At 72.3% G+C, this 22,032-nt stretch carries 22 protein-coding genes; 14 read left to right on the forward strand and 8 right to left on the reverse strand.

The window, feature by feature from the left end:
• Positions 1-7 precede the first annotated feature (7 nt).
• Positions 8-373 carry an OB-fold nucleic acid binding domain-containing protein gene (locus ABD086_RS18590; RefSeq protein ID WP_343909106.1) on the forward strand — a complete coding sequence of 122 codons (366 nt, stop codon included), beginning with the start codon at positions 8-10 and terminating at the stop codon, positions 371-373.
• Complete coding sequence (locus ABD086_RS18595; RefSeq protein WP_343909107.1) at positions 370-1,071, forward strand: DUF3159 domain-containing protein; 702 nt, start codon at positions 370-372, stop codon at positions 1,069-1,071. Before ABD086_RS18590 ends, ABD086_RS18595 begins: the two co-directional genes overlap by 4 nt.
• Here the strand turns inward: ABD086_RS18595 and ABD086_RS18600 are convergent.
• A complete protein-coding gene (locus ABD086_RS18600; RefSeq protein ID WP_343909108.1) occupies positions 1,057-1,728 on the reverse strand; it encodes a potassium channel family protein in 672 nt (223 codons plus the stop codon). The genes ABD086_RS18595 and ABD086_RS18600 overlap by 15 nt on opposite strands.
• A 10-nt stretch (positions 1,729-1,738) precedes the next feature.
• The gene (locus ABD086_RS18605) at positions 1,739-2,401 is read right to left on the reverse strand and encodes a potassium channel family protein (protein WP_343909109.1); all 663 of its coding nucleotides are present in this window, start codon (positions 2,399-2,401) and stop codon (positions 1,739-1,741) included.
• Positions 2,402-2,531: 130 nt separating this feature from the next.
• Between ABD086_RS18605 and ABD086_RS18610 the strand changes: the two genes are divergently transcribed.
• From ABD086_RS18610 to ABD086_RS18620, 3 genes are all read left to right on the forward strand, one after another.
• The gene (locus tag ABD086_RS18610) at positions 2,532-4,580 is read left to right on the forward strand and encodes an APC family permease (RefSeq protein WP_343909110.1); all 2,049 of its coding nucleotides are present in this window, start codon (positions 2,532-2,534) and stop codon (positions 4,578-4,580) included.
• Between the two features lie 56 nt (positions 4,581-4,636).
• A complete protein-coding gene (locus tag ABD086_RS18615) occupies positions 4,637-5,818 on the forward strand; it encodes a class I SAM-dependent RNA methyltransferase (RefSeq protein WP_343909111.1) in 1,182 nt (393 codons plus the stop codon).
• Between the two features lie 132 nt (positions 5,819-5,950).
• Positions 5,951-7,693 (forward strand): ATP-binding protein, encoded by a 1,743-nt coding sequence (locus ABD086_RS18620; RefSeq protein ID WP_343909112.1) that lies wholly within the window; start codon positions 5,951-5,953, stop codon positions 7,691-7,693.
• 7 nt (positions 7,694-7,700) lie between these two features.
• Here ABD086_RS18620 and ABD086_RS18625 read toward each other — a convergent pair whose 3' ends face one another.
• The 3 genes from ABD086_RS18625 to ABD086_RS18635 are packed head-to-tail and all read right to left on the reverse strand — an operon-like array spanning position 7,701 to position 10,262.
• Complete coding sequence (locus tag ABD086_RS18625) at positions 7,701-8,666, reverse strand: ABC transporter ATP-binding protein (RefSeq protein ID WP_343909113.1); 966 nt, start codon at positions 8,664-8,666, stop codon at positions 7,701-7,703.
• Positions 8,663-9,475 (reverse strand): ABC-2 family transporter protein, encoded by an 813-nt coding sequence (locus ABD086_RS18630; RefSeq protein ID WP_343909114.1) that lies wholly within the window; start codon positions 9,473-9,475, stop codon positions 8,663-8,665. Before ABD086_RS18630 ends, ABD086_RS18625 begins: the two co-directional genes overlap by 4 nt.
• On the reverse strand, positions 9,468-10,262 hold the full coding sequence (locus tag ABD086_RS18635) for an ABC transporter permease (protein WP_343909115.1): 795 nt from the start codon (positions 10,260-10,262) through the stop codon (positions 9,468-9,470). Before ABD086_RS18635 ends, ABD086_RS18630 begins: the two co-directional genes overlap by 8 nt.
• Before the next feature lie 219 nt (positions 10,263-10,481).
• On the opposite strand from ABD086_RS18635, the gene ABD086_RS18640 reads away from it, so the two are divergent.
• From ABD086_RS18640 to ABD086_RS18665, 6 genes are all read left to right on the forward strand, one after another.
• On the forward strand, positions 10,482-13,289 hold the full coding sequence (locus ABD086_RS18640; protein WP_343909116.1) for an aconitate hydratase: 2,808 nt from the start codon (positions 10,482-10,484) through the stop codon (positions 13,287-13,289).
• Positions 13,290-13,406: 117 nt separating this feature from the next.
• The gene (locus tag ABD086_RS18645; RefSeq protein ID WP_343909117.1) at positions 13,407-14,732 is read left to right on the forward strand and encodes a hypothetical protein; all 1,326 of its coding nucleotides are present in this window, start codon (positions 13,407-13,409) and stop codon (positions 14,730-14,732) included.
• Positions 14,719-15,213: a SigE family RNA polymerase sigma factor gene (locus tag ABD086_RS18650; protein WP_343909118.1), complete on the forward strand. Its 495-nt coding sequence runs from the start codon at positions 14,719-14,721 to the stop codon at positions 15,211-15,213. Before ABD086_RS18645 ends, ABD086_RS18650 begins: the two co-directional genes overlap by 14 nt.
• Before the next feature lie 121 nt (positions 15,214-15,334).
• Positions 15,335-15,787 (forward strand): hypothetical protein, encoded by a 453-nt coding sequence (locus ABD086_RS18655; protein WP_343909119.1) that lies wholly within the window; start codon positions 15,335-15,337, stop codon positions 15,785-15,787.
• Between the two features lie 34 nt (positions 15,788-15,821).
• The gene (locus tag ABD086_RS18660) at positions 15,822-16,121 is read left to right on the forward strand and encodes an MTH1187 family thiamine-binding protein (protein ID WP_343909120.1); all 300 of its coding nucleotides are present in this window, start codon (positions 15,822-15,824) and stop codon (positions 16,119-16,121) included.
• Between the two features lies 1 nt (position 16,122).
• Complete coding sequence (locus ABD086_RS18665; protein WP_343909121.1) at positions 16,123-16,752, forward strand: thioredoxin-like domain-containing protein; 630 nt, start codon at positions 16,123-16,125, stop codon at positions 16,750-16,752.
• 1 nt (position 16,753) lies between these two features.
• Here the strand turns inward: ABD086_RS18665 and ABD086_RS18670 are convergent, their stop codons facing one another.
• Positions 16,754-17,536 carry a GNAT family N-acetyltransferase gene (locus tag ABD086_RS18670; RefSeq protein ID WP_343909122.1) on the reverse strand — a complete coding sequence of 261 codons (783 nt, stop codon included), beginning with the start codon at positions 17,534-17,536 and terminating at the stop codon, positions 16,754-16,756.
• Between the two features lie 35 nt (positions 17,537-17,571).
• Between ABD086_RS18670 and ABD086_RS18675 the strand changes: the two genes are divergently transcribed.
• The 3 genes from ABD086_RS18675 to ABD086_RS18685 all read left to right on the forward strand — a co-directional run bounded on the left by ABD086_RS18675 (position 17,572) and on the right by ABD086_RS18685 (position 19,403).
• Entirely contained in the window at positions 17,572-17,976 is a 405-nt protein-coding gene (locus ABD086_RS18675) for a secondary thiamine-phosphate synthase enzyme YjbQ (RefSeq protein WP_343909123.1), read from the forward strand.
• A gap of 34 nt (positions 17,977-18,010) precedes the next feature.
• Entirely contained in the window at positions 18,011-18,769 is a 759-nt protein-coding gene (locus tag ABD086_RS18680; protein ID WP_343909124.1) for a thioesterase family protein, read from the forward strand.
• 103 nt (positions 18,770-18,872) lie between these two features.
• A complete protein-coding gene (locus ABD086_RS18685; RefSeq protein WP_343909125.1) occupies positions 18,873-19,403 on the forward strand; it encodes a M15 family metallopeptidase in 531 nt (176 codons plus the stop codon).
• Here ABD086_RS18685 and ABD086_RS18690 read toward each other — a convergent pair.
• Entirely contained in the window at positions 19,400-20,092 is a 693-nt protein-coding gene (locus tag ABD086_RS18690) for a DUF4386 domain-containing protein (protein ID WP_343909126.1), read from the reverse strand. The genes ABD086_RS18685 and ABD086_RS18690 overlap by 4 nt on opposite strands.
• Positions 20,093-20,295: 203 nt before the next feature.
• Complete coding sequence (locus tag ABD086_RS18695; protein WP_343909127.1) at positions 20,296-21,453, reverse strand: HNH endonuclease signature motif containing protein; 1,158 nt, start codon at positions 21,451-21,453, stop codon at positions 20,296-20,298.
• Positions 21,454-22,032: the final 579 nt, after the last annotated feature.

Below are 22,032 nucleotides of genomic sequence, written 5' to 3' on the forward strand. Positions count from 1 at the left end.
TCGGGCCATGGCGGAGAAGAGCCGGCTGCGGCGGAGCATCAGCCGGTGGGCGAGCACGGACGACCAGCACGCGCGCGACCTGCGCAAGGAGTACGGCGCCGACGCGGAGCACGACCTGATCGGCGAGGCTCCCGACCGGGAGCGGGTCACGCTGCGGGGCACGCTGCGGACCGTCACCCTGCGCCCGCGAGGCGGCGTCCCCGCCCTCGAGGCGGAGCTGTACGACGGCACCGGCACGCTGACCGTGATCTGGCTCGGCCGCCGGCGGATCTCCGGGGTCAACCCGGGCCGCTCGGTCGAGGTCCAGGGCCGGATCGGCCGGCACGACGGCCAGCGGATCATGTACAACCCGCGCTACGAGCTGATGCCGTGAGCGACGCACCCGCCCCGGCCACCGTCGACACCGTCGAGGCCGTCGTCCGGGCGCAGATCTCGCGCGCCCTCGGCGGGCGGCGCGGCATGGTCGAGGCCGCGGTCCCGACGATCGTCTTCACGGTGCTCTGGCTGACCACCAAGGAGCTGCGCTACGCGCTGGCCGCGAGCATCGCGATCGCCGTGACGCTCCTGGTCGTGCGGCTGGTGCAGCGCTCGACGGTGCAGTTCTGCATGAACGCGCTGTTCGGCATCGGGATCGGCTGGGTCTTCGTCACGATCTCGGCCCGCCAGGGCGGGAGCGCCGACGACCAGGCGCTGGCGTACTTCCTGCCGGGCATCCTCTACAACGCCGGGTACACCGTGGTGCTCTCGCTGACCTGCCTGGTCGGGTGGCCGCTGGTCGGCTTCATGGTCGGCAGCGTCACCGGCGACCCGACCGCCTGGCACCGGGACCGCCAGGTCGTCCGGCTCTGCAGCATCCTCACCTGGCTGCTCGCGGTGCCGTGCCTGCTCCGGGTGGTCGTGCAGGCGCCGATCTGGTTCGCCGGCCACGCCGGCACCATGGAGCCCGACCGCGCGGTCGCGCTGCTCGGCGTGCTCAAGATCGTCATGGGCTGGCCGCTCCAGCTCGGCGCCCTCGCCGCGATGGCGTGGGTGCTCAGCCGCAACAGAACGCCCGTCTCACCCACCGTGTGAGGAGGGCGCGAGCATCCGCTCGAGGTCCTCCTCCACGTCGCTGGGCACCACGAACAGCAGCTCGTCACCGGCCTCGACGGGCTGCTCGGGGTCCGGGACGTAGACCTGGCCGTCGCGCAGGATCGTCACCAGCGCGCAGTTCTCGGGGAACGGGATCAGGCCGGTCGGCTTCCCGACGTACGGCGAGTCGGCCGGCAGCGTCATCTCGACCAGGTTCGCGTTGCCCTGGCGGAACGTGAACAGCCGGACCAGGTCGCCGACCGTCACCGCCTCCTCGACCAGCGCCGACATGATCCGCGGGGTCGAGACGTTCACGTCCACGCCCCACGCCTCGGTGAAGAGCCACTCGTTGTTGGGGTGGTTGACCCGGCCGACCGTGCGGGGCACACCGAACTCGGTCTTGGCCAGCAGCGAGGTGACCAGGTTGACCTTGTCGTCGCCGGTGGCGGCGATGACCACGTCGCACCGGTCGAGGCGGGCCTCCTCGAGCGAGGAGAGCTCGCAGGAGTCGGCGAGCAGCCACTCCGCGTCGGGCACCCGCTCGGGCTTGATCGAGTCGGGGCTCTTGTCGATGAGGAGCACGTCGTGGCCGTTCTGGATCAGCTCGCGGGCGATCGAGCGGCCCACGGCTCCGGCACCGGCGATGGCGACACGCATCTTCGGTCTCCTAGCTCTCGTCCGGGCCGGCTTCGATGACCCTGTACGCCTGGGCGGCGCTCTCCTCGCGCATCGCCACGTGGAGGGTGTCGCCCTCCTGGATCACGCTCTCGCGGGTGGGCAGCATGCCCTCGCCGAGCCGGTCGATCCAGGCGATGCGGGTCTGCGACTGGATCTGGAAGTCGATGGTCCGGTGCCCGATCCACGCCTCCGGCGCCGGCAGGTGGTCCACGCGGATGGTGCCCGACGGGTCGCGGAAGTCCGGCTCGGTGCCTGCCGGCAGCAGGCGGCGGAGGACCTGGTCGGCGGTCCACTTCACGGTCGCGACCGTCGTGATGCCGAGCCGCTGGTAGACCTCGGCGCGGCCCGGGTCGTAGATGCGGGCCACGACCTGCTGGATGCCGAACGTCTCCCGGGCGACGCGCGCGGCGATGATGTTCGAGTTGTCGCCGCTGGAGACGGCGGCGAACGCGTCGGCACGCCGGACGCCGGCCTTCTCGAGGACCTCCTGGTCGAAGCCCTGGCCGGTGACCTTGTCGCCGTTGAACCCGGGGCCGAGCCGCCGGAAGGCGTCCGGATCGGCATCGATGACGGACACGGTGTGGTTGCGGTCCTCGAGGCTGCGCGCCAGCGTCGAGCCGACGCGCCCGCAGCCCATGATCACGACGTGCACGGTCCGAACGCTACAGCGTCCCGACTCAGCCGGTCTCGACACGCCGGTCGCGACCTCGTCCCTCGGTCGCGCGGCTCGCTCGACCACCAGCACCGCCCCCGCTGGCGCGGTGGCGCTAGCCTTGCCGGTCGTGGGCATCGGCGATGTTTCGAAGCGGATCCTGCTGGGGCGCAAGCTCCGCAGCTCCCAGCTGGGGGAGACGTTGCTCCCCAAGCGGATCGCGCTGCCCGTCTTCGCCAGCGACGCGCTGTCGTCGGTGGCCTACGCCCCCGACGAGATCTTCATCATGCTGTCGCTCGCGGGCGCCTCGGCGTTCGTCTGGTCCTGGAAGATCGGCATCGCGGTCGCCCTGGTGATGGCCGCGGTCGTGGCGTCGTACCGCCAGACCGTGCACGCCTACCCGAGCGGGGGCGGCGACTACGAGGTCGCGACGGTCAACCTGGGCGCCAAGGCCGGCACCACGGTGGCCAGCGCCCTGCTCGTCGACTACGTGCTGACCGTCGCGGTGTCGATCTCCTCGGGAGCCCAGTACGCCGCCGGCGCGATCCCCGCGATCAGCGGCCACGAGGCGACGGTCGCGATCGCCTTCGTGATCCTGCTCGCGGCGATGAACCTGCGCGGCATCCGCGAGTCCGGGACGTTCTTCGCGATCCCCACCTACGCCTTCATGGTCGCGGTGCTCGGCATGTGCGCCTTCGGCCTGGGCGAGTACGTCCTCGGCGACCTGCCGCTGGCCGAGAGCGCCCAGTACGACCTGATCCCGGCGCCCGGGTACGGCGACGCGATGACGACCGCCGCGCTGGTCTTCCTGCTGGCGCGCGCGTTCTCGTCCGGCTGTGCCGCGCTCACGGGTGTCGAGGCGATCTCGAACGGCGTGCCGGCGTTCCGGCGGCCGAAGAGCAAGAACGCCGCGACCACGCTGCTGCTGCTCGGCATGATCGCGATCACGATGATGCTGAGCATCATCGTGCTCGCCAAGCAGATGGGCGTGCAGATCGTGGACCCCGGGGACATCGACCGGCTGACGATCAACGGCCAGCCGCTCCCCGCCGGCTTCGACCAGCACCCGCTGATCGCGCAGCTGGCGGACGCGATCTTCCACGACTTCCGGCCGGCGTTCTACGTGGTCATCACCGTCACCGGGATCATCCTGGTGCTGGCCGCCAACACCGCGTTCAACGGCTTCCCAGTGCTCGGCTCGATCCTCGCCAAGGACGGCTACGCGCCGCGGGCGCTCGGGTCGCGCGGCGACCGGCTCGCGTACAGCAACGGCATCGTGTTCCTGGCGGTCATGGCGATCATCCTGATCTACGTCTTCGACGCGGAGCCGACCCGGCTGATCCAGCTCTACATCGTCGGCGTCTTCGTGTCGTTCAACCTCAGCCAGCTCGGCATGATCCGGCACTGGACGCGGCACCTGAAGACCGAGACCGACCCAGCGGTACGCCGGCGCATGGTCCGCTCCCGGGCCATCAACGCCGTCGGCCTGAGCTTCACCGCGGTGGTGCTCGTCGTCGTCCTCATCACCAAGTTCCTCGCGGGCGCGTGGATCACCATCCTGGCGATGGCGGTCTTCTTCGTGATCATGCGGGCGATCCGGCGTCACTACGACAACGTCGATGCCGAGCTCGCCGCGGACGAGGAGGACAAGGTGCTCCCGACCCGGGTGCACGCGATCGTGCTGGTCGGCAAGCTGCACAAGCCCACGCTGCGGGCCCTGGCGTTCGCGAAGGCCACCCGGCCCAACGTGCTCGAGGGCGTCTACGTCTCCATCGACCCCGACGCCACCGCGCGGCTGATGGAGGAGTGGGACGAGCGCAACCTCGGCGTACCGCTGAAGGTGCTGCACTCGCCCTACCGCGAGCTGGTGCGGCCGATCGTCGACTACGCGATGGAGATCAAGAAGGCGAATCCGCGCGGCGTGGTCGCGGTCTACATCCCGGAGTACGTCGTCGGCAAGTGGTGGGAGCAGCTGCTGCACAACCAGACCGCGCTGCGGCTCAAGGGCCGGCTGCTGTTCGCGCCCGGCGTGATGGTCACGTCGGTCCCGTACCAGCTGCGGTCCTCCGAGCTGGTGCGCGAGCGCGAGGAGCGCCTGGGGGTCTGGACCCGCCCGACCGACTACCGGCTCGGGAACGTCCGCGAGCGGCCGGACACGGACCGGCAGATCCAGAAGTGACGCACCCGAAGGCGAGCCGCCGACCGCGCCAGCGCAAGGCCCGTGGCGGATCCCGGGTGGGCGAGCGGTTCGAGGCCGTGGTCGGCCCGGTCGCGCACGGCGGACACTGCATCGTCCGGCTGGAGGGCACCGCCGACGGGCCGTCGGACCGGCCGCGGGTGGTGTTCGTGCGGCACGCGATCCCCGGGGAGCGCGTGATCGTCGAGATCACCGAGGGCACCGACGGCGACCGGTTCTGGCGCGGTGACGCGGTCGAGGTGCTGCAGCCCTCCGCCGACCGGGTGGAGCCGCCGTGCCCGTACGCCGGCCCCGGGAAGTGCGGCGGCTGTGACTTCCAGCACGTCGCGCTGCCCCGGCAGCGCGAGCTGAAGGCGGCGGTGGTCCGCGAGCAGCTCGACCGGTTGGCCGACACCGACGTGCACGCCGAGGTCGAGCCGGTGCCCGGTGACGTCGAGGGGCTCCGGTGGCGGACCCGGATCCAGTGGGCGACCGGCCCGCGCGGCCGGCGCGGGCTCAAGAAGTACCGGTCCAACGAGGTCGTCCCGGTCGACGACTGCCTGATCACCCACACGGACGCCCGGGCGGTCTCGCGGGCGGGTACGACGCTCGACCGGCACGCCGCGGGGCTGTCCACCGTGGTCGGGGAGCGGGTCGAGGCGCCGCCGTACGGCGAGCACCTGTTCTCGGTGGAGGCGGACGGCTTCTGGCAGGTCCACCCCGGCGCGCCGCGCGTGCTCGTCGAGACCGTCATGGAGATGCTCGCGCCCCGCCCGGGAGACGTGGTGCTCGACCTCTACTCGGGGGTCGGGCTGTTCGCGCGGTTCCTCGCCGACGCCGTCGGGCCGTCGGGGCGGGTGCTCTCGGTCGAGGGCGACCGGACCGCGTCGAAGCACGCCCAGACCAACCTGGCCGGGCTGCCCGGCGTGGTCGTCGAGTGCGGCGCCGTCGACCGGGTGCTCGCCTCGCCGCTGCCGGCCGCGTTCGCGGACGTCGACCTGGTCGTGCTCGACCCGCCGCGTGAGGGCGCCCGGGCACTCGTGGTCGAGCAGGTCGCCGAGCGGTCGCCGCGGGCGATCGCCTACGTCGCCTGCGACCCCGCCGCGCTGGCCCGCGACGTGGCGACCTTCCAGAAGTTCGGCTACCACCTGCGGGCGCTGCGGGCGCTCGACCTGTTCCCCATGACGCACCACGTCGAGTGCGTCGCGCTGCTGGAGCGGACCGGCTCCGACCTCAGCTAGGCGCAACTCGTGTGCTTTTGGTCTCAAGTCCGCCGGTCGTCCGGCCGATCGTGAGGTTGGGGAAGGCCTGACGGCCTGGGACTGGGGCCTCGCGACGCGTACGACGCGTGCGCGCGGTGAGGGGTGGGGAGCATGGTGTCCACGCGGGTACGCGTCGCGGCCGGACTGGTGGCGGCGCTGGCCGTCGTGGCCGCGACGTACGCGGGCCTGGCGGCGTTGCGCGACGACGCGCGTGCCGCCGACGACGCCGCGAACAGACTCGTGGTCGTGCGGATGGACATCATTCGGTTGCTCGACGTCCCGTGGGGAGCGTCGCCGGAGGAGACCGACGACCCGGACCTGGTCGCCGAGGAGCTCCTCGGTGGCGTGCAGGGCGTGCGCAGCGAGCTCGAGGACATCGCCGGCTCGTCGGGGCTCCCCGAGCGCGAGGAGTTCCTCCTGCACTTCGACAGGTCTGTCGCGGCCCTCGACCAGATCCTGGCCGCCGTGTCGGCCGGGGACGACGTCGGCAACGCCGGGACCGTCTCGGCGCGGCAGATGTACCGGGCGGACTCGGTCCTCGAGCAGGCCGCGCGGCGGCTCCGTGCGGACGCGGACCGGTCGGCGTCCCAGGAGTCCCAGGGGTCGGCGGTCCTGGTCGGGTGCCTGTTCGTGGCGTTCGCCCTCTACTTCGTCCGTTCGGTGCGCTCCCGGGCCAAGCTCGCGGGGGCGGCCGCGGAGCTGGCCGAGTCGCGGGACGCCGCCGTCGTCGCCGCGCAGGAGAAGTCCGCCTTCCTGGCCACGATGAGCCACGAGATCCGGACGCCGCTCAACGGGCTGGTCGGGCTCAACGAGCTGCTCCTGCGCACCAGCCTGGACACCTACCAGGAGCAGCTGGTCAAGGGCGCCGAGACCTCCGGGCGGACCCTGCTGCGCCTGATCAACGACGTCCTGGACCTGTCCAAGATCGATGCCGGACGCCTGGTGCTCGAGAGCATCGACTTCGACCTGCGCCAGCTGCTCGACGAGATCGCGGTGGTGCTCGGCATCCAGGCCCGGGAGAAGGGCGTCCAGTTCGTCGTCTCCTGCCACCCGGACGTGCCGGACCTGCTCCGCGGGGACCCCACCCGTCTCGGGCAGGTGATCTACAACCTCAGCTCCAACGCCCTGAAGTTCACCTCGCGCGGCGAGGTCTCCGTCCGGGCGCTCGCCTACGACCACGCCACCCGCCAGGCCGTCCTCCGCGTCGAGGTGAACGACACCGGGCCGGGAGTGCCGCCGTGCGAGCGGGAGCACATCTTCGAGCCCTACTCGCAGGCGGACGCGTCCACGACGCGGAAGTACGGCGGCACCGGCCTGGGGCTGGCGATCGCCCGGCAGATCGTCGAGGCCATGGGCGGGGCGATCGGCGTGGAGGACGGCCCGCAGGGGGGAGCGCTGTTCTGGTTCACCGTGCCCCTGGTCCCCGGCGAGGACGCGACGACGTCCGCGGCCGGGCCCGGGCCGGAGCTCGGGGCCGGCCACCGGGTGCTCGTCGTGGACGACAACGAGGTCAACCGCCTGGTCGCCGGCGGCTTCCTGGCCGCGATGGGCTACGAGCCGGTCGAGGCGGTCGACGGGGTCGCCGCCCTCGACGCCGTCCGGGCCGCGGGGCCGGATGCGTTCGCGGCCGTGCTGATGGACGTCCACATGCCGCGGATGGACGGGTACGCCGCGGCCCGGGCGCTGCGCGAGCTGGAGGGCGGCCGGTCGCGGGTGCCGATCCTGGCGCTGACGGCCACCGCCGCCCCGTCCGAGCGCGAGACCTGCCTGGAGGCCGGCATGGACGACTTCCTGACCAAGCCGTTGCGTCGTGAGCAGCTCGAGACGGCGCTCGAGCACTGGGTGCGGGCGTAGCCGGGAGTCAGCGGCGCGCGGCGTAGACCCGGCGGACGACCTCCTCGACGTCCGGCTCCTCGACCGCGAGGTCGACGACCTCGGCGCGGCCGGACAGCGCGGCGAGCACCCGGGCGGCCGTGGTCGTGTCGGGGTCGAAGGCGAGCCGCTGGCGCAGGCCGCCGCCCTCGCTGCCGAGGTGCCGGGTGTCGGGCACGTCGAGCAGGTCGGGCGTCGGCTCGGCGAGGTCGACCACCAGCACCCGGTCCGCCCCGACGGTGCGCGACAGCCCGGCCAGGGTGCCGTCGAAGACCAGCGAGCCCCGGTCGACCAGCAGGATCCGGTCGCACAGCCGCTCGACGTCGCCCATGTCGTGGGTGGTCAGCAGCAGCGTGGTGCCGTGCAGGCGGCGCTCGGCGAGCAGGAACTCCCGGAGCCGCTGCTTCGACAGCACGTCCAGCCCGATCGTCGGCTCGTCGAGGATCACCAGGCGGGGGGAGTGCAGCAGCGCGGCCGCCACCTCGGCGCGCATCCGCTGGCCCAGCGAGAGCTGGCGCACCGGCGTCCCGAGGAACTCGCCGAGCTCGAGCCTCTCGACCAGCTCGTCGGTCCGCTCGCGCTCGGCGGCGCTGCCGAGGGAGTGGATGGCGGCGAGGATGCGCAGCGACTCGCGGACCGGGAGGTCCCACCAGAGCTGGGTGCGCTGCCCGAAGACGACGCCGACCTGGCGGGCCAGCCGCCGCCGGTCGGCCACCGGCCGCAGCCCGCAGGTCGTGACGCTGCCGCGGGTCGGCACCAGGATGCCGGTGAGCATCTTGATCGTGGTCGACTTCCCGGCGCCGTTGGCGCCGATGTAGCCGACCGCCTCCCCGGCCTCGATCCGGATGCTGAGGTCGTCGACGGCGACGACGGTGCGCCGCCGGACCCCGTCGCGGACCTTGAAGTCGCGCCCGAGCCGGTCGGTCTCGACGATGTGCTCCGTGTGCTCGGTCATCCGCCGCCTCCCTGGTAGTGACGTACGCCGGCGCGCCAGGTCATCAGCGCCAGCGCCCAGGCCCACACCGCGGCGAGCGGCGCGCACCAGCCCAGCCAGCCCGGCATCCAGTCCGGCCCGGGCAGCCCCAGCAGCGTGACCACCGGCAGGTAGGCGGTGAACGCCATGGGGAAGAAGAACCCGAAGACCACGACGAGCGGCCGGCTCCAGACCGAGGCGGGCTGGGTGGCGGCGTACCGGCCGCCGTACACGAACGCGTTGGTCGCCTCGGCGCCGTCGACGAGGTAGAACTGCGCGCCGCCCGCCCACACGAACATCGCCGCGAACGTCGCGAGGGCGCTCACCAGCGCGAGCGCGAGCAGGGCGACCGCGCCGACCGACCACGGGACGTCGTTCACGACGAGCCCGGCGACGAGCGCGGCCAGCCCGACCGCGGCGCGGGCGATGCGCCGCAGCGTGATGTCGCTGGTGACCAGCTGCAGGAGCAGCGGCTGCGGCCGCAGGTAGAAGACGTCGAGGGTCCCGGTGCGCAGGTAGGTCGGGATCGTGTCGCAGTGCCCGAACGCCAGGTCGGCGAGGGAGAAGGTCAGGTCGGCCAGCCCGAACACGAGCAGCACCGCGGCGAGGTCGAGCCCGCCGAGCGAGGTCACGCTGCGGAAGACGACCCAGACCTCGGCGAGCTCGACGAGCGCGACCAGGAAGGAGCTGGCGAGGTCGACCGCGAAGTTCGCGCGGTAGCTGCGCTGGGAGCGCATCCGCGAGGCGAGGACGGCGCGGTACGGCGCGGTGCGGGCCGCGAGGTCAGCCACCCTGCACCTCCAGCCGCTTCCGCCCGGCGCGGGTCGCCAGCTGTCCCGCGGTCACGGTCAGGGCCAGCCAGAGCAGCTGGAGGCCGACCAGCCCCACCGCCGCGAGGCCGTCGACGCGCCCGGACAGGATGTCGACCGGGTACATCATCATCGACGGGAACGGCGTCGCCGTCGCGATCGCGTGCAGCCAGCCGGGGAACAGCCCGATCGGCACGAACAGCCCGGCCAGGAACCCGGAGACCACCATGTAGAGCATCGCGAGGCCGCGGGTCTCGACCAGCCAGAAGCCGGTGGCGCCGACGAGGAAGACGGTGGTCGCGGAGACCACGAGCCCCAGGAGCAGGCTGACCGCGCCGATCGGGTACGACGACCAGTGGTCGGGCACCGCCATCCCGACCACCAGCGCGCCGATCGCGACCGACGGCAGCCCGCGGGGGATCAGCGCGAACACCGACCGTCCGACCTCGGTGGTCACGCTGGCCAGGTGGACGTCGACCGGCCGGAGGAAGTCGACGGCCACGTCGCCGGACTTGATCCGCTCGGCGATGTCGGTGCGCCCGCTCAGGTTGACCGAGCCGAGCAGGCCCTGGGAGATCCAGATGTACGCGCTCATCGTCGCGACGTCGTACCCCGCGAGCTCGCCGCCGGAGGCCTCCACGGCCGCGAAGAGGAGGGCGACCTTGAGGAGCCCGAAGGTCGTGTTCGCGACCAGCCCACCGAACGCGGCGAGCCGGTAGGTCGACTGGCGCCGGAACCCCGCGACGAAGAGCCGGAGGTAGGTGCGCACGAGGACGAGAATCTACGCGCCCGCGGGGGTGCCCACAACGGAGTTCGGGGGAGTGCCGCGAGCCGCCTACCCGGTTCCTCTCGGCGTCATGTATCTTGACATCAAGAGATATCGCGACCCGCCTCGGTGGGTACCGGATTAGGGCAGCCTTCCTTTTGCCGCGCTCCCGCGCGGCGGCAGGATGGGGACGCGATCAAGACCGGGACGACGAGTCAGGAGATGACTGCTGTGGCCAGTCAGGACAGCTTCGGTGCCAAGAGCACCCTGGACGTGGACGGAAAGTCCTACGAGATCTTCCGCCTCGACGCGGTGCAGGGCGAGGGCCTCGACGTCGCGTCGCTGCCGTTCAGCCTCAAGGTGCTGCTGGAGAACCTGCTCCGCACCGAGGACGGCGCCGACATCACCGCCGACGACATCAGGGCGCTGGCCGGCTGGGACGAGAACGCCGAGCCCGACAAGGAGATCCAGTTCACGCCGGCGCGCGTGATCATGCAGGACTTCACCGGGGTGCCCTGCGTCGTCGACCTCGCCACGATGCGCGAGGCGATGGCCGACCTCGGCGGCGACCCGTCGAGGATCAACCCCCTCGCGCCCGCCGAGATGGTCATCGACCACTCGGTGATCGCGGACGTCTTCGGCACGCCGGAGGCCTTCGAGCGCAACGTCGAGATCGAGTACGAGCGCAACCGCGAGCGCTACCAGTTCCTGCGCTGGGGCCAGGGCGCCTTCGACGACTTCAAGGTCGTCCCGCCGGGCACCGGCATCGTGCACCAGGTCAACATCGAGCACCTGGCCCGCACCGTCTTCACCCGTGAGGTCGATGGCGAGCTGCTCGCGTACCCGGACACCTGCGTCGGCACCGACTCCCACACCACGATGGTCAACGGCATCGGCGTGGTCGGCTGGGGCGTCGGCGGCATCGAGGCCGAGGCCGCGATGCTCGGCCAGCCGGTGTCGATGCTGATCCCGCGCGTCGTCGGCTTCAAGCTCTCCGGCGACCTGCCCGAGGGCTCGACCGCGACCGACCTGGTGCTCACCATCACCGAGATGCTGCGCCAGCACGGCGTGGTCGGGAAGTTCGTCGAGTTCTACGGCCCCGGGGTGTCCGCGCTGCCGCTGGCCAACCGCGCCACGATCGGCAACATGAGCCCGGAGTTCGGCTCGACCATCGCGGTCTTCCCGATCGACGAGGAGACGACCAAGTACCTCGAGCTCACCGGCCGCTCCGCCGAGCAGCTCGCGCTCGTCGAGGCCTACGCCAAGGCGCAGGGCCTGTGGCACGACCCCGACGCCGAGCCGCGCTACAGCGAGAAGCTCGAGCTCGACCTGGCGACCGTCGTACCGTCGCTGGCCGGCCCGAAGCGCCCGCAGGACCGCGTCGAGCTCGCCTCGGCCAAGGAGGGCTTCCGCGCGGCGCTGACGGACTACGTCGACACCGAGGGCAACGAGAACGGGTACGACGAGGCGGTCGCCGAGTCGTTCCCCGCGTCCGACCCGCCGGCGAACGGTCACGGCGAGCCCGCGCCGGTGCACTACAGCGCCGCCGCGACCGACGGCGGCCGCCCGAGCGACCCGGTCGAGGTCACCCTCGAGGACGGCACGAAGTTCACGCTCGACCACGGCGCGGTCACGATCGCGGCGATCACGTCGTGCACGAACACGTCGAACCCGTCGGTGATGATCGGCGCCGCGCTGCTGGCCAAGAAGGCCGTCGAGAAGGGCCTGCAGCGCAAGCCGTGGGTCAAGACGACGCTGGCGCCGGGCTCGAAGGTGGTCTCGGACTACTACGAGAAGGCCGGGCTCACGCCGTACCTCGACAAGCTCGGCTTCAACCTGGTCGGCTACGGCTGCACCACCTGCATCGGCAACTCCGGCCCGCTGATCCCCGAGGTGTCCGCCGCGGTCAACGAGAAGGACCTCGCGGTCGTCTCGGTGCTGTCCGGCAACCGCAACTTCGAGGGCCGGATCAACCCGGACGTGAAGATGAACTACCTCGCGTCCCCGCCGCTGGTCGTCGCCTACGCGCTCGCCGGGTCGATGGACCTCGACCTCTTCAACGACCCGCTGGGCCAGGACACCGAGGGCAACGACGTCTTCCTCAAGGACGTCTGGCCGGCGCCGTCGGAGGTCGAGGAGGTCATCGCCTCGTCGATGTCCGCCGAGACCTTCGCGAAGGAGTACGCCGACGTGTTCGCCGGCGACGAGCGCTGGCAGTCGCTGCCGACGCCCGAGGGCGACACCTTCGAGTGGGACCCGGAGTCGACGTACGTCCGCAAGCCCCCGTACTTCGACGGGATGCCCGACGAGCCGCAGCCGGTCTCGGACATCGAGGGCGCGCGGGTGCTGCTCAAGCTGGGCGACTCGGTCACGACCGACCACATCAGCCCGGCCGGCGCGATCAAAAAGGACTCGCCGGCGGGCAAGTACCTGGCCGAGCACGGCGTCGAGCAGCGGGACTTCAACTCCTACGGCTCGCGGCGCGGCAACCACGAGGTGATGATCCGCGGCACGTTCGCCAACATCCGGCTGCGCAACCAGCTGGCCCCGGGCACCGAGGGTGGCTTCACGCGCGACTTCACCAACGGTGGCGAGGTCACCACGGTGTTCGAGGCGTCGGAGCACTACCTCGCGGCCGGCACGCCCCTCGTCGTCCTGGCGGGCAAGGAGTACGGCTCCGGCTCGTCGCGCGACTGGGCGGCCAAGGGCACCTCGCTGCTGGGCGTGAAGGCGGTCATCGCCGAGTCGTACGAGCGCATCCACCGCTCGAACCTGATCGGCATGGGCGTGATCCCGCTGCAGTTCCCGCAGGGCGAGAACGCCGAGTCGCTGGGCCTGACCGGGGAGGAGGAGTTCTCGATCACCGGCATCACCGAGCTCAACTCCGGATCCACGCCGCGCACCGTCAAGGTGAAGGCGGGTGACGTGGAGTTCGACGCGGTCGTCCGCATCGACACCCCCGGCGAGGCGAACTACTACCGCAACGGCGGCATCATGCAGTACGTCCTCCGGAACCTCCGGAAGGCCTGAAGCAACGCCGAGTCGGCGCAGTCTCAGCCTGAGACTGCGCCGACTCGGCATTTCGGACCCCTCCTTTCCGGGGGCTCGGGGCGTGGGTAGGGGTGAGACCACCTCACGGAGGACGCGATGACCACGCTGCACGACCGCCTGGCCGACCTGGCCGACGACGCCCCGCCGGGCGGGCCCGCCCCCGGCCTGTGGGAGCGGGGCCGGCGCTACCACCGGCAGCGACGCGCGGGAACGCTGGTGATCGCGGCGGCGGTGGTCCTCGGCCTGATCGCGCTCGGCAGCCTCGACTGGTGGCGCGCGCGCCCGGAGCCGATGCCGGCGAACGGCGCACCCGCCCTGCCGCAGCGGATCTGGATGCCGAGCCCGTGGCTTCCGGGCACCGACGAGACGGGTCCGCTCGGCCAGCTCGCCGCGCTGCAACCCGCCGCGCGCCGCTCCTGGACGGCCGTGCACGACGGCGTGGCCGGCGTCTCCGCCACCACCGGCGAGTACGCGTTCCTCGACCTGCCGGACCTCGTCCTGACCGGCCTTCCGGGCATCGCCCTCGCACCCGACGGCGGGCACGTCGCCTACTGGTACTCGGGCGAGACGGCGAAGTCGCCGAACTCCGCGACCGGACCGGTGGTGGGGCTGGCGGTGTACGACACCTCGACGGGCGCCGTCGTGCGACACCCGGTGGAGACCGACCACGGCGTGGATCCCGTGAGTTTGTCGTGGGCCGACCCCGCCCGCGTCGTCTACGCCTACTACCAGTGGGCCGGTGGCGACGCGGACAGCGACATGGAGCGGAGCTCGGGACGCGATCCGAGCGGACTGCGCGTCTGGGCCCCGTCCTCGGGTCGCGACGACCCGGTCCGATCGCCCGGCGGTGCCGACGACGTCGAGGCGTCGACAGCCCATGGTCAGGTGCTCGTCGGCTCCGGCGGCTCGGCGATCGTCGATGTCGACCGGCCCGACCACGCAGTCCGGTTCACGGTGCCGAACCACGGCTTCGGGAACACGACGGCGATCGACGACCACGGGACCTGGATCGCCTGGCCCCACGGCAGCTCGAACCCGGGCCCCATCGCCTACGGCCGGATCGTCGAGGGTGAACGGGTCGACTACCAGGAGGTCCCTGGCACGAGGCGGGCCTTCTCCGTCCGTGCCTGGCTCGACCGGCATCACGTCGCGGCGGTGCAGAGGGTCGGCGGTGGCATCGGTCCCTCGGCACTGTTCTCGATCGATGTGCGCACCGGCACGAGCACCGAGATCCTTCGCTACCCCCTCGACACGTACGGGACCACGACCCTCCTCGCGACCGATCTGATCGGCGCGCCGACGGCCGAGCGGCCGGCGCCACCGACGCCCCTGGACCCGCGCAAGGTCGCGGGCGGGGCCGTGGCCGTCGTCCTGGGCGGGCTCGGGGCGCTCGTCCTCTGGAGGCGCCGTGTCCGGGCCTGAGTCGTTCGAGGAGTACGTCGCGGCGCGCCGGGGCGCGCTGCTGCGCACGGCGTACCTGCTCACCGGCCACCGCGAGGACGCCGAGGACCTGGTGCAGGTCGCGCTGGTCAAGGTGGTGCCGAGGTGGGGCCGGATCGCCGGCGACCCGGAGCCGTACGTCCGGAAGGTGCTCGTGCACGAGAGCGTCAACCGGTGGCGGCGCCGGCGCTGGCGCGAGGTGCACACCGACCGGCTGCCCGAGGCGCCGGTCGCGGGCCCGGGAGCGGACCGGGTGGCGCTGCAGCAGGCGCTGGCCCGGCTCGCCCCACGGCAGCGGGCGGTGATCGTGCTGCGGTACTACGACGACCTGACCGAGGCGGAGACCGCACGGGTGCTCGGCGTCGCGGTCGGCACCGTGAAGTCCCAGGCCCGCGACGCGCTGGTTCGGCTCCGTGAGCTGGTCCCGGACCTCGGGCACGAGCTGGAGGACGTCGGGCGTTGACGGCGCGGGCCGATGTGCCCTCCGGCTCCCGGGACATTCGTCTCTGGCGACCGGACGGCGCGCGGGCTAGGACGGAGTCGCGGGGGGCGCCCGTCGGTGGCCCGCCCGCGAGGAGGTCACCATGTATCGACGGTCACGAGTCGCGGGCGTCAGCGTCGCCGCCGTCGCGGCCCTGGTCTGCTCGGTCCTGCCAGCCGCCGCCAGTGCACCCGCCCCCGAGGCGGGAGCGGCCTACCAGGGTCACATCTCGGGTACCTCGCCCAGCCAGGACTCGGTCACGTTCAAGGTCTCCGAGGACGGCAACCGGGTCGTCGACCTGGAGATCGGGCCCTACCCGACCGACGGCTGCGGCAGCGGCGGTGACGTCCCGGACCAGTCCTCCGAGCCCGCCCGGATCAGGCACGGCAGGTTCACGGCGCACGTCGTCTTCAGCGGCGAGCCGGGGATCGTCGCCCGGTCGACGGTGACCGGGACGTTCCTCCGCCACGGCAAGGAGAAAGGAAAGGTCACCACGCATCCCACGGGCTCGCCGGAGTGCGACATCACGCTGCCGTACACCACGCACGCCCAGTGAGCGGGGACGCGGGACTGCTGGCTACCGTTGCCGCATGATCGTCGCGTTCAGCATCTCCCCGACCACGGGTGACGAGACCGGCAGCGTGTCCGAGGCCGTCGCCGCCGCGGTCCGGGTGGTCAAGGAGTCCGGCCTGCCCTACGAGCTGAACTCGATGTTCACCAACGTGGAGGGCGAGTGGGACGAGGTGATGGCGGTGGTGAAGCGCGCCGTCGACGTCGTCGCCGAGGTCTCGCCGCGGGTGGGCCTGGTGCTCAAGGCCGACATCCGGCCCGGGTACGACGGCCAGCTGACCGCCAAGGTCGAGCGGGTCGAGCGGCTGCTGGGCGACTGACGTGTCGGACCTGCCCACGCACCCACGGCCGGCGTACCCGCCGCCCCCGCCGCCGCCCGCGCCACGGCGGCGGGCGCTGCCGCTGGTGCTCGCGCTGGTCGCCGCCGTGCTGCTGGTCGGCGCCGCGGTGGCGGTGCCGCTCGCGCTGCGCTCGGCCGGCGAGCCGGCGGCCGGCCCAGTGAACCTCGACGACGTGCGCGTGTACGACGACCTCGAGGTCACCCACACGCCCGGCGACGTGGACTACCCCCAGAGCCCGCCGGTCGGCGGCCCGCACGCCCCGGTGTGGCTCGACTGCGGCGTGTACGACGAGCCGGTGCGCGACGAGAACGCCGTGCACGACCTCGAGCACGGCTCGGTCTGGATCACCTACGACCCGGACGCCGGCGTCGACGTCGCCGCGCTCGAGGAGGCGCTGCCGCAGAACGGCCTCCTCTCGCCGTACGACGGCCTCGACGCACCGGTGGTCGTGACCGTGTGGGGGCGCCAGCTCGAGCTGGACGGCGCGGACGACCCGCGGCTGGAGCTGTTCATCGACACGCTGGGCGGCGGCGAGACCGCGCCGGAGCCGTTCGCCTCGTGCGCGGGCGGCATCCAGGACCCCGACGGCGAGCCGGGCGCCAACGTGTGAGTCAGGCCGGCCGGCGCTGGGCCTGCAGCTGGGTCTCGGTGTCCTCGAAGCCGACGGAGCGGTAGATCCGGATCGCGAGGTACTCCGGGTCCGCGACCATCACCAGCGTGTGGGCCCCGAGCTCCTCGAAGCCGTACCTGCTCACGCGGTGCACGAGGGTGCCGGCGAGGCCGCGGCCCCGCGCGTCCGGATGGGTCTGCACCTGCTGGAACCGCGCGAGCCCGGGACTGGCGGCGACCAGCCCCATCGACGAGAGCAACCGGCCTCCGAGGAACGCGCCCCACCAGGCGCCGTCCCCGGTCTCGGTCATCCGCCGCTCGGCGGCCACCTTGGCCACCACGAAGTCGTGGTGGACGCGGTCGTCCTCGCTGTCCGACCACAGCGCGACCTGCTGCGCCCAGTCGTCGTCGCCGGCCAGCGGCCGGTACGTAGCGTCGCGGTTGGGGCGCGGCGGCTCGTAGACGGCGGTCGCGGTCATCACGCTGGACGCGTCGGCCTCCATCCCGGCGTCCGCGAACGCGGCCAGGTCGTCGCGGGTGCCGTCGGCGGTCGCGACGCCGTACGCCCGGTGCCGTGAGCGGGGGAAGGTGCGGACGAACGCCGCCTCCCAGTCCGGCAGCTCCGCCGCCGTCGGCGGCCGGGGGAGGAGCAGGTAGTTGCCCCAGTAGTAGTCCGGGTTGTCGGGCGTGCGCACGACGACGTGGTCGCCCCGGTCGTCGACCTCGCTGCCGGCCAGCCGGGCGAGGGCGAGGTCGGTGCGGAAGGCGAGGGAGGGGACGTCCACGCGGGGACGGTAGCGGCCCGTGGCACGATCGTCGCGTGGATTCCGAGACGCGCAGCTACCGCACCGGCGACCGCGACACCGTCCTCGACATCACCCGCGACTGCAGCGACTTCGTGGCGTCGCGCGGCGACGGGCTGCTGCACGTGTTCGTGCCGCACGCCACCGCCGGGATCGCGATCATCGAGACCGGCGCCGGGAGCGACGACGACCTCGTGGCGGCGCTGGCCGACCTGCTGCCCGCCGACGACCGGTGGGAGCACGCGCACGGCAGCCGCGGGCACGGCCGCTCGCACGTGATGCCGGCTCTGGTGCCGCCGTACGCCACCGTGCCGGTGCTCGGCGGCCGGCTCGCGCTCGGCACCTGGCAGAGCATCTGCCTGGTCGACCTGAACCTGGACAACCACGAGCGCGACGTGCGGCTGAGCTTCCTGGCCGGCTGACGGCCCGTTTGTCGACAAGTGTATGAATATCTCGATGTCGAGCTACTTCCTGCGCACCGGTCCGTCCACGTTCGAGCCGACCCCCCACGTCGGGGGCGCGTGGCAGCTCGACGAGCAGCACATCGCGCCCGCGCTCGGGCTCCTCACCCACGCGGTCGAGGCCGAACGCGGGACCGCGCTGCCGATCTCTCGGCTGTCCTTCGACATCCTCGGCGTGGTGCCGCTGGAGGAGGTCGCCGTCTCCGTGCGGGTGCTGCGGCCCGGGCGGACCGTCGAGCTGGTGGAGGCCGAGCTGTCCCACGCCGGTCGCGCGGCGGTGCTGCTGCGGGCCTGGCTGATGGCCCCCCGCGACACGGCCGCCCTCGCCGGGACCGGCCTGCCGGCCCTGCCGCCGCCCGACGCGCTGCCCGCCTGGGACCCGACCACCGTGTGGCCGGGTGGCTTCATCAGGTCGACGGAGCTGCGGCGGGAGCTGGACGCCCCGGGTCGCGGACGGTTCTGGGTCCGCACCGACGTCGCGCTGCTCGACGAGCCGGTCAGTCCGCTGGCCGCGGCGGCGGGGCTCTTCGACATCGCCAACGGCATGGCCGTGCGCGCCGACCCCCGCACGGTGTTGTTCCCGAACGTCGACCTGACCGCGCACCTCGTCCGTACGCCGGAGCCGGGCTGGCTCGGCTTCGACACCACGGTGACCTTCGGCCCGACCGGGCACGGCCTCACCAGCAGCGTCCTGCACGACGAGCGGGGCCCGTTCGGCACGCTCGCGCAGTCGCTGACCGTGCGGCCGATGTGACCTCTCGCGTCGTCCCTCCGGCGGAGAGGGACGGGACCCTGGTCGCGCGACCAGGCACCTGCGGCCGAGGTGCGAGCGGGCCGCCGATTCCTACGTTGCTGGGGTGTCCAAGATCCTCGCCGTCCCCGTGTCCCTGCTCGTCGTCGCGCTCGTCGCCGTCGCCTGCGCCTCGTCGCACCCGGTGGCCCGCGCGCACGCTGTCCTCCGCCCCGCCACGGCCCTGCCCGGCGACCCGTCCGCCATGTCCCGGCCGACGATCCGCAAGCTCGACGCCGACCTGCGCGACGCGGTCGAGGCCGCGGCGCGTGCCGCCCGGAAGGACGGCGTGACGGTCATCCTGAACAGTGGCTGGCGCAGCGCGGCCCACCAGGAGCGCCTGTTCCGCGAGGCGGTCAGCAGGTACGGCAGCGAGGCGGAGGCGCTCCGCTACGTCGCCACGCCCGACACGTCCGCGCACGTCACCGGCGACGCCGTCGACATCGGCCCGGAGCAGGCCGACGAGTGGCTCCGTGAGCACGGCGCCGACTTCGGGCTGTGCCAGGTGTTCGCCAACGAGATCTGGCACTTCGAGCTGGCCACCACGCCGGGCGGCACCTGCCCGCCGATGTATCCCGACAGCAGCTACCGGGGCTAGGGCGTCCCGCCCGTCGCCGCCGGACGGAAGCCGCGCGCGATCATCCAGACCGCCAGCACCATCTCCTGCACGGCCAGGGGCAGGCACAGCAGGTTCACCGCGGCCGAGCTGATGCCGACCACGCCGTACATCGCGAGCAGGTACGCGGCCGCGTAGGACGCGAGGCCCGGGAACCCCCACCACACGATCCAGCGCGGCACGATGCGCGACCGGAAGAGCAGGACGTAGAACAGGGCTCCGCCCAGGCAGAAGACCAGCGACATGATGATGCTGGCCCCGTCGGAGTCGATCACGAGGGTGCCCAGACGAGTGCCGGCGGGCGAGGCCGTACCCGGGCCTGCTGCCGTGGTCTCGGCGAGTGGCACGAGCAGCAGCCAGGCGACGGCGACGATGACGTAGGTGGTCGCCTCGACCGCTCCGCGGATGATCAGGTAGCCCGTCGCCAGCACCTCGTCCAGCCGCCGCAGGACGGGGAAGAGCACGGCCGGGACCATCGCGAGCGACATGCCCATGACGAGCACGAGCAGCGCCCCCGTCGCGACCCTGCCGGAGTGGTTCGCGGCGTAGGCGAGCGGGTCGTCCGCGTCGTGCACCGGGAAGTAGGTGACGGCCTTGCTCAGGATGCCGGAGACCGTCCCGACGATGTAGAGGATCCCCGCTGTCGTGGCGGCAGCCCGGTGCTCACGCACCCTGGCGCCGGATGGGGTCCCGCCTCGAACCAGTCCTGGATGCGATGTCGTGGCTGACATGGTCGACACACCTCCGCTCGACATCCCATTGTTCGGCGGCGTCCGCCCGGTGATCAGGGGCAAAGGGCCCACGGCCGAGGCGCCGAACGTCCGCATCCTCGGTCTGGGCAGCACGCCGTCCCGTGGCTGCAGAGCCGGTCGGCCTACGTTCGTCGGTGGTAGCGGGCGTGGTGTCGGGGGCAGAGGAGTCGGGCGTGGGCTACGTCGGTGGGGCCGCCGTGGGCCCAGGGCTGGTCGTGGTGGGTGTGGCACATGGCGGGTGGCCAGTCGCAGCCGGGTTCGGTGCAGTGCTGGTCGCGGAGGGCGATGGCGATCCGCTGGGCGCGGGTGTGGAAGCGGCGTTTGCGGCCGAGGTCGAGGATCTGGGATCTGCCGCCGAGGACGACGGGGAGCAGGCCGGCCTCGCAGGCCAGTCGGCGGGCCAGGGCGGGGCTGATCTTGCCGCCGGTGTCGAGGAGGCAGGCCTGTTCGAGGCGTTCTTCGAGGACCTCGAGGGGGATGGTGACCACGACGGTGGCACCGACGCCGCCGGTGCTGGGTAGGTCCTTGTCGCCGATGCGTTCGATGAGCTCGCACAGGGCGCGGCCCAGGGCCTGGGGTCCGGGGCGGCGGGGAGCGCCGGCGCCCTCGGTGGCGGTGCGGTGTCGGGGGTTGGTGAAGGCCAGCAGCATCTTGGTCAGCGCGGCGCCGTGGAAGGAGGGGATGGTGAAGGTGCCGTGGCACTTGCCGTGCCCGTCGTCGCGGATCTTGAGCTTCGCGGCGACCAGGGCGTCGGCCTCCTCGCGGGCGAGCTGGGCGGCTTCGTAGGCGTCGACCAGGTCCGGGGCGACCACCTCCAGCAGCCGCTTGCCCAACAGCCGCAGCACCCTCGCGTCATGATCGCGGGCTTCGGCGACCAGGTGCCGTTCGGCCTTGTCCACCAGGCCGGGGTCCAGGTCGGCGGGCAGCTGGTCGAGGGCTTCGACGATCACCTGGGCCTGCTCCACCACCAGGTCACCGGCCGCGAGTGCCGCGCGCACCTGTGACCGGGTGGCCAGGGCCTGGCCGAGCTTGACCGCCCGGAGTGCTGCGGGGCGGCGTTGTCTGGTCTGGTGTGCCCAGGTGTCGAGGGTCTGGTCGTCGGCGTGTTCGGCGACCCGGGCTTCGAGCTCGGCGGCCCGGGTCTTGAGGCGGGTGATCTCGACCAGGGTGGTGCGGGTCTCCTCGGGGGTCATGGACCACACCGAGGAGTCGGTGACGGTGTCGAGTTCCGCGTGGGCGTGGGCGACCGCCACCGCGATCCGGTGTCGGGGGGTCGCCATCGCTGTCATACCTCTACCCAAGCATCGACCACCGACAGTGATGGGGCTCAGAACCCTTGTTTCGCGGGGTTCTGGGCATTTCGTAGGTAAAGTTTCGGGGCCACTTTCCGTCCACAGGCTACACACGCGCGCGGCCGAGAGCCGGGCGGCGACCGTGGCCACCGCCCGCCGTCCCGTCGCTGCCTTGTCGGTCGCAACCCGACGCAGCCTGCACGGTTCCGGGGTCTCGACAGGCTCGACCAACGGCGATCCAACGGACGCGCCCGTGAGCCGGGCGCCGACGGTGACTACTCGCCCCGCCGTCCCCGTCGGTGCCTTGTCGGTCGCAACCCGACGCCGCCTGCACGGTTGGGGGGTCTCGACGGGCTCGACCAACGGGGGCCTCGGTGGTTTCGAGGCTCGCTTCGCTCCACCTCAACCACCGGGTACGTCCTGGTGTCCCCGTCGCTGCCTTGTCGGTCGCAACCCGACGCCGCCTGCACGGTTGGGGGGTCTCGACGGGCTCGACCAACGGGGGCTGAAGCGCCCCAGGTTTGATGCCGCATCCTTTTGAGTTGGAAGGATGCATGTCATGCCGAA

The sequence above is a fragment of the Nocardioides aquiterrae genome (genome assembly GCF_039526625.1).
GTDB lineage: Bacteria > Actinomycetota > Actinomycetes > Propionibacteriales > Nocardioidaceae > Nocardioides > Nocardioides aquiterrae.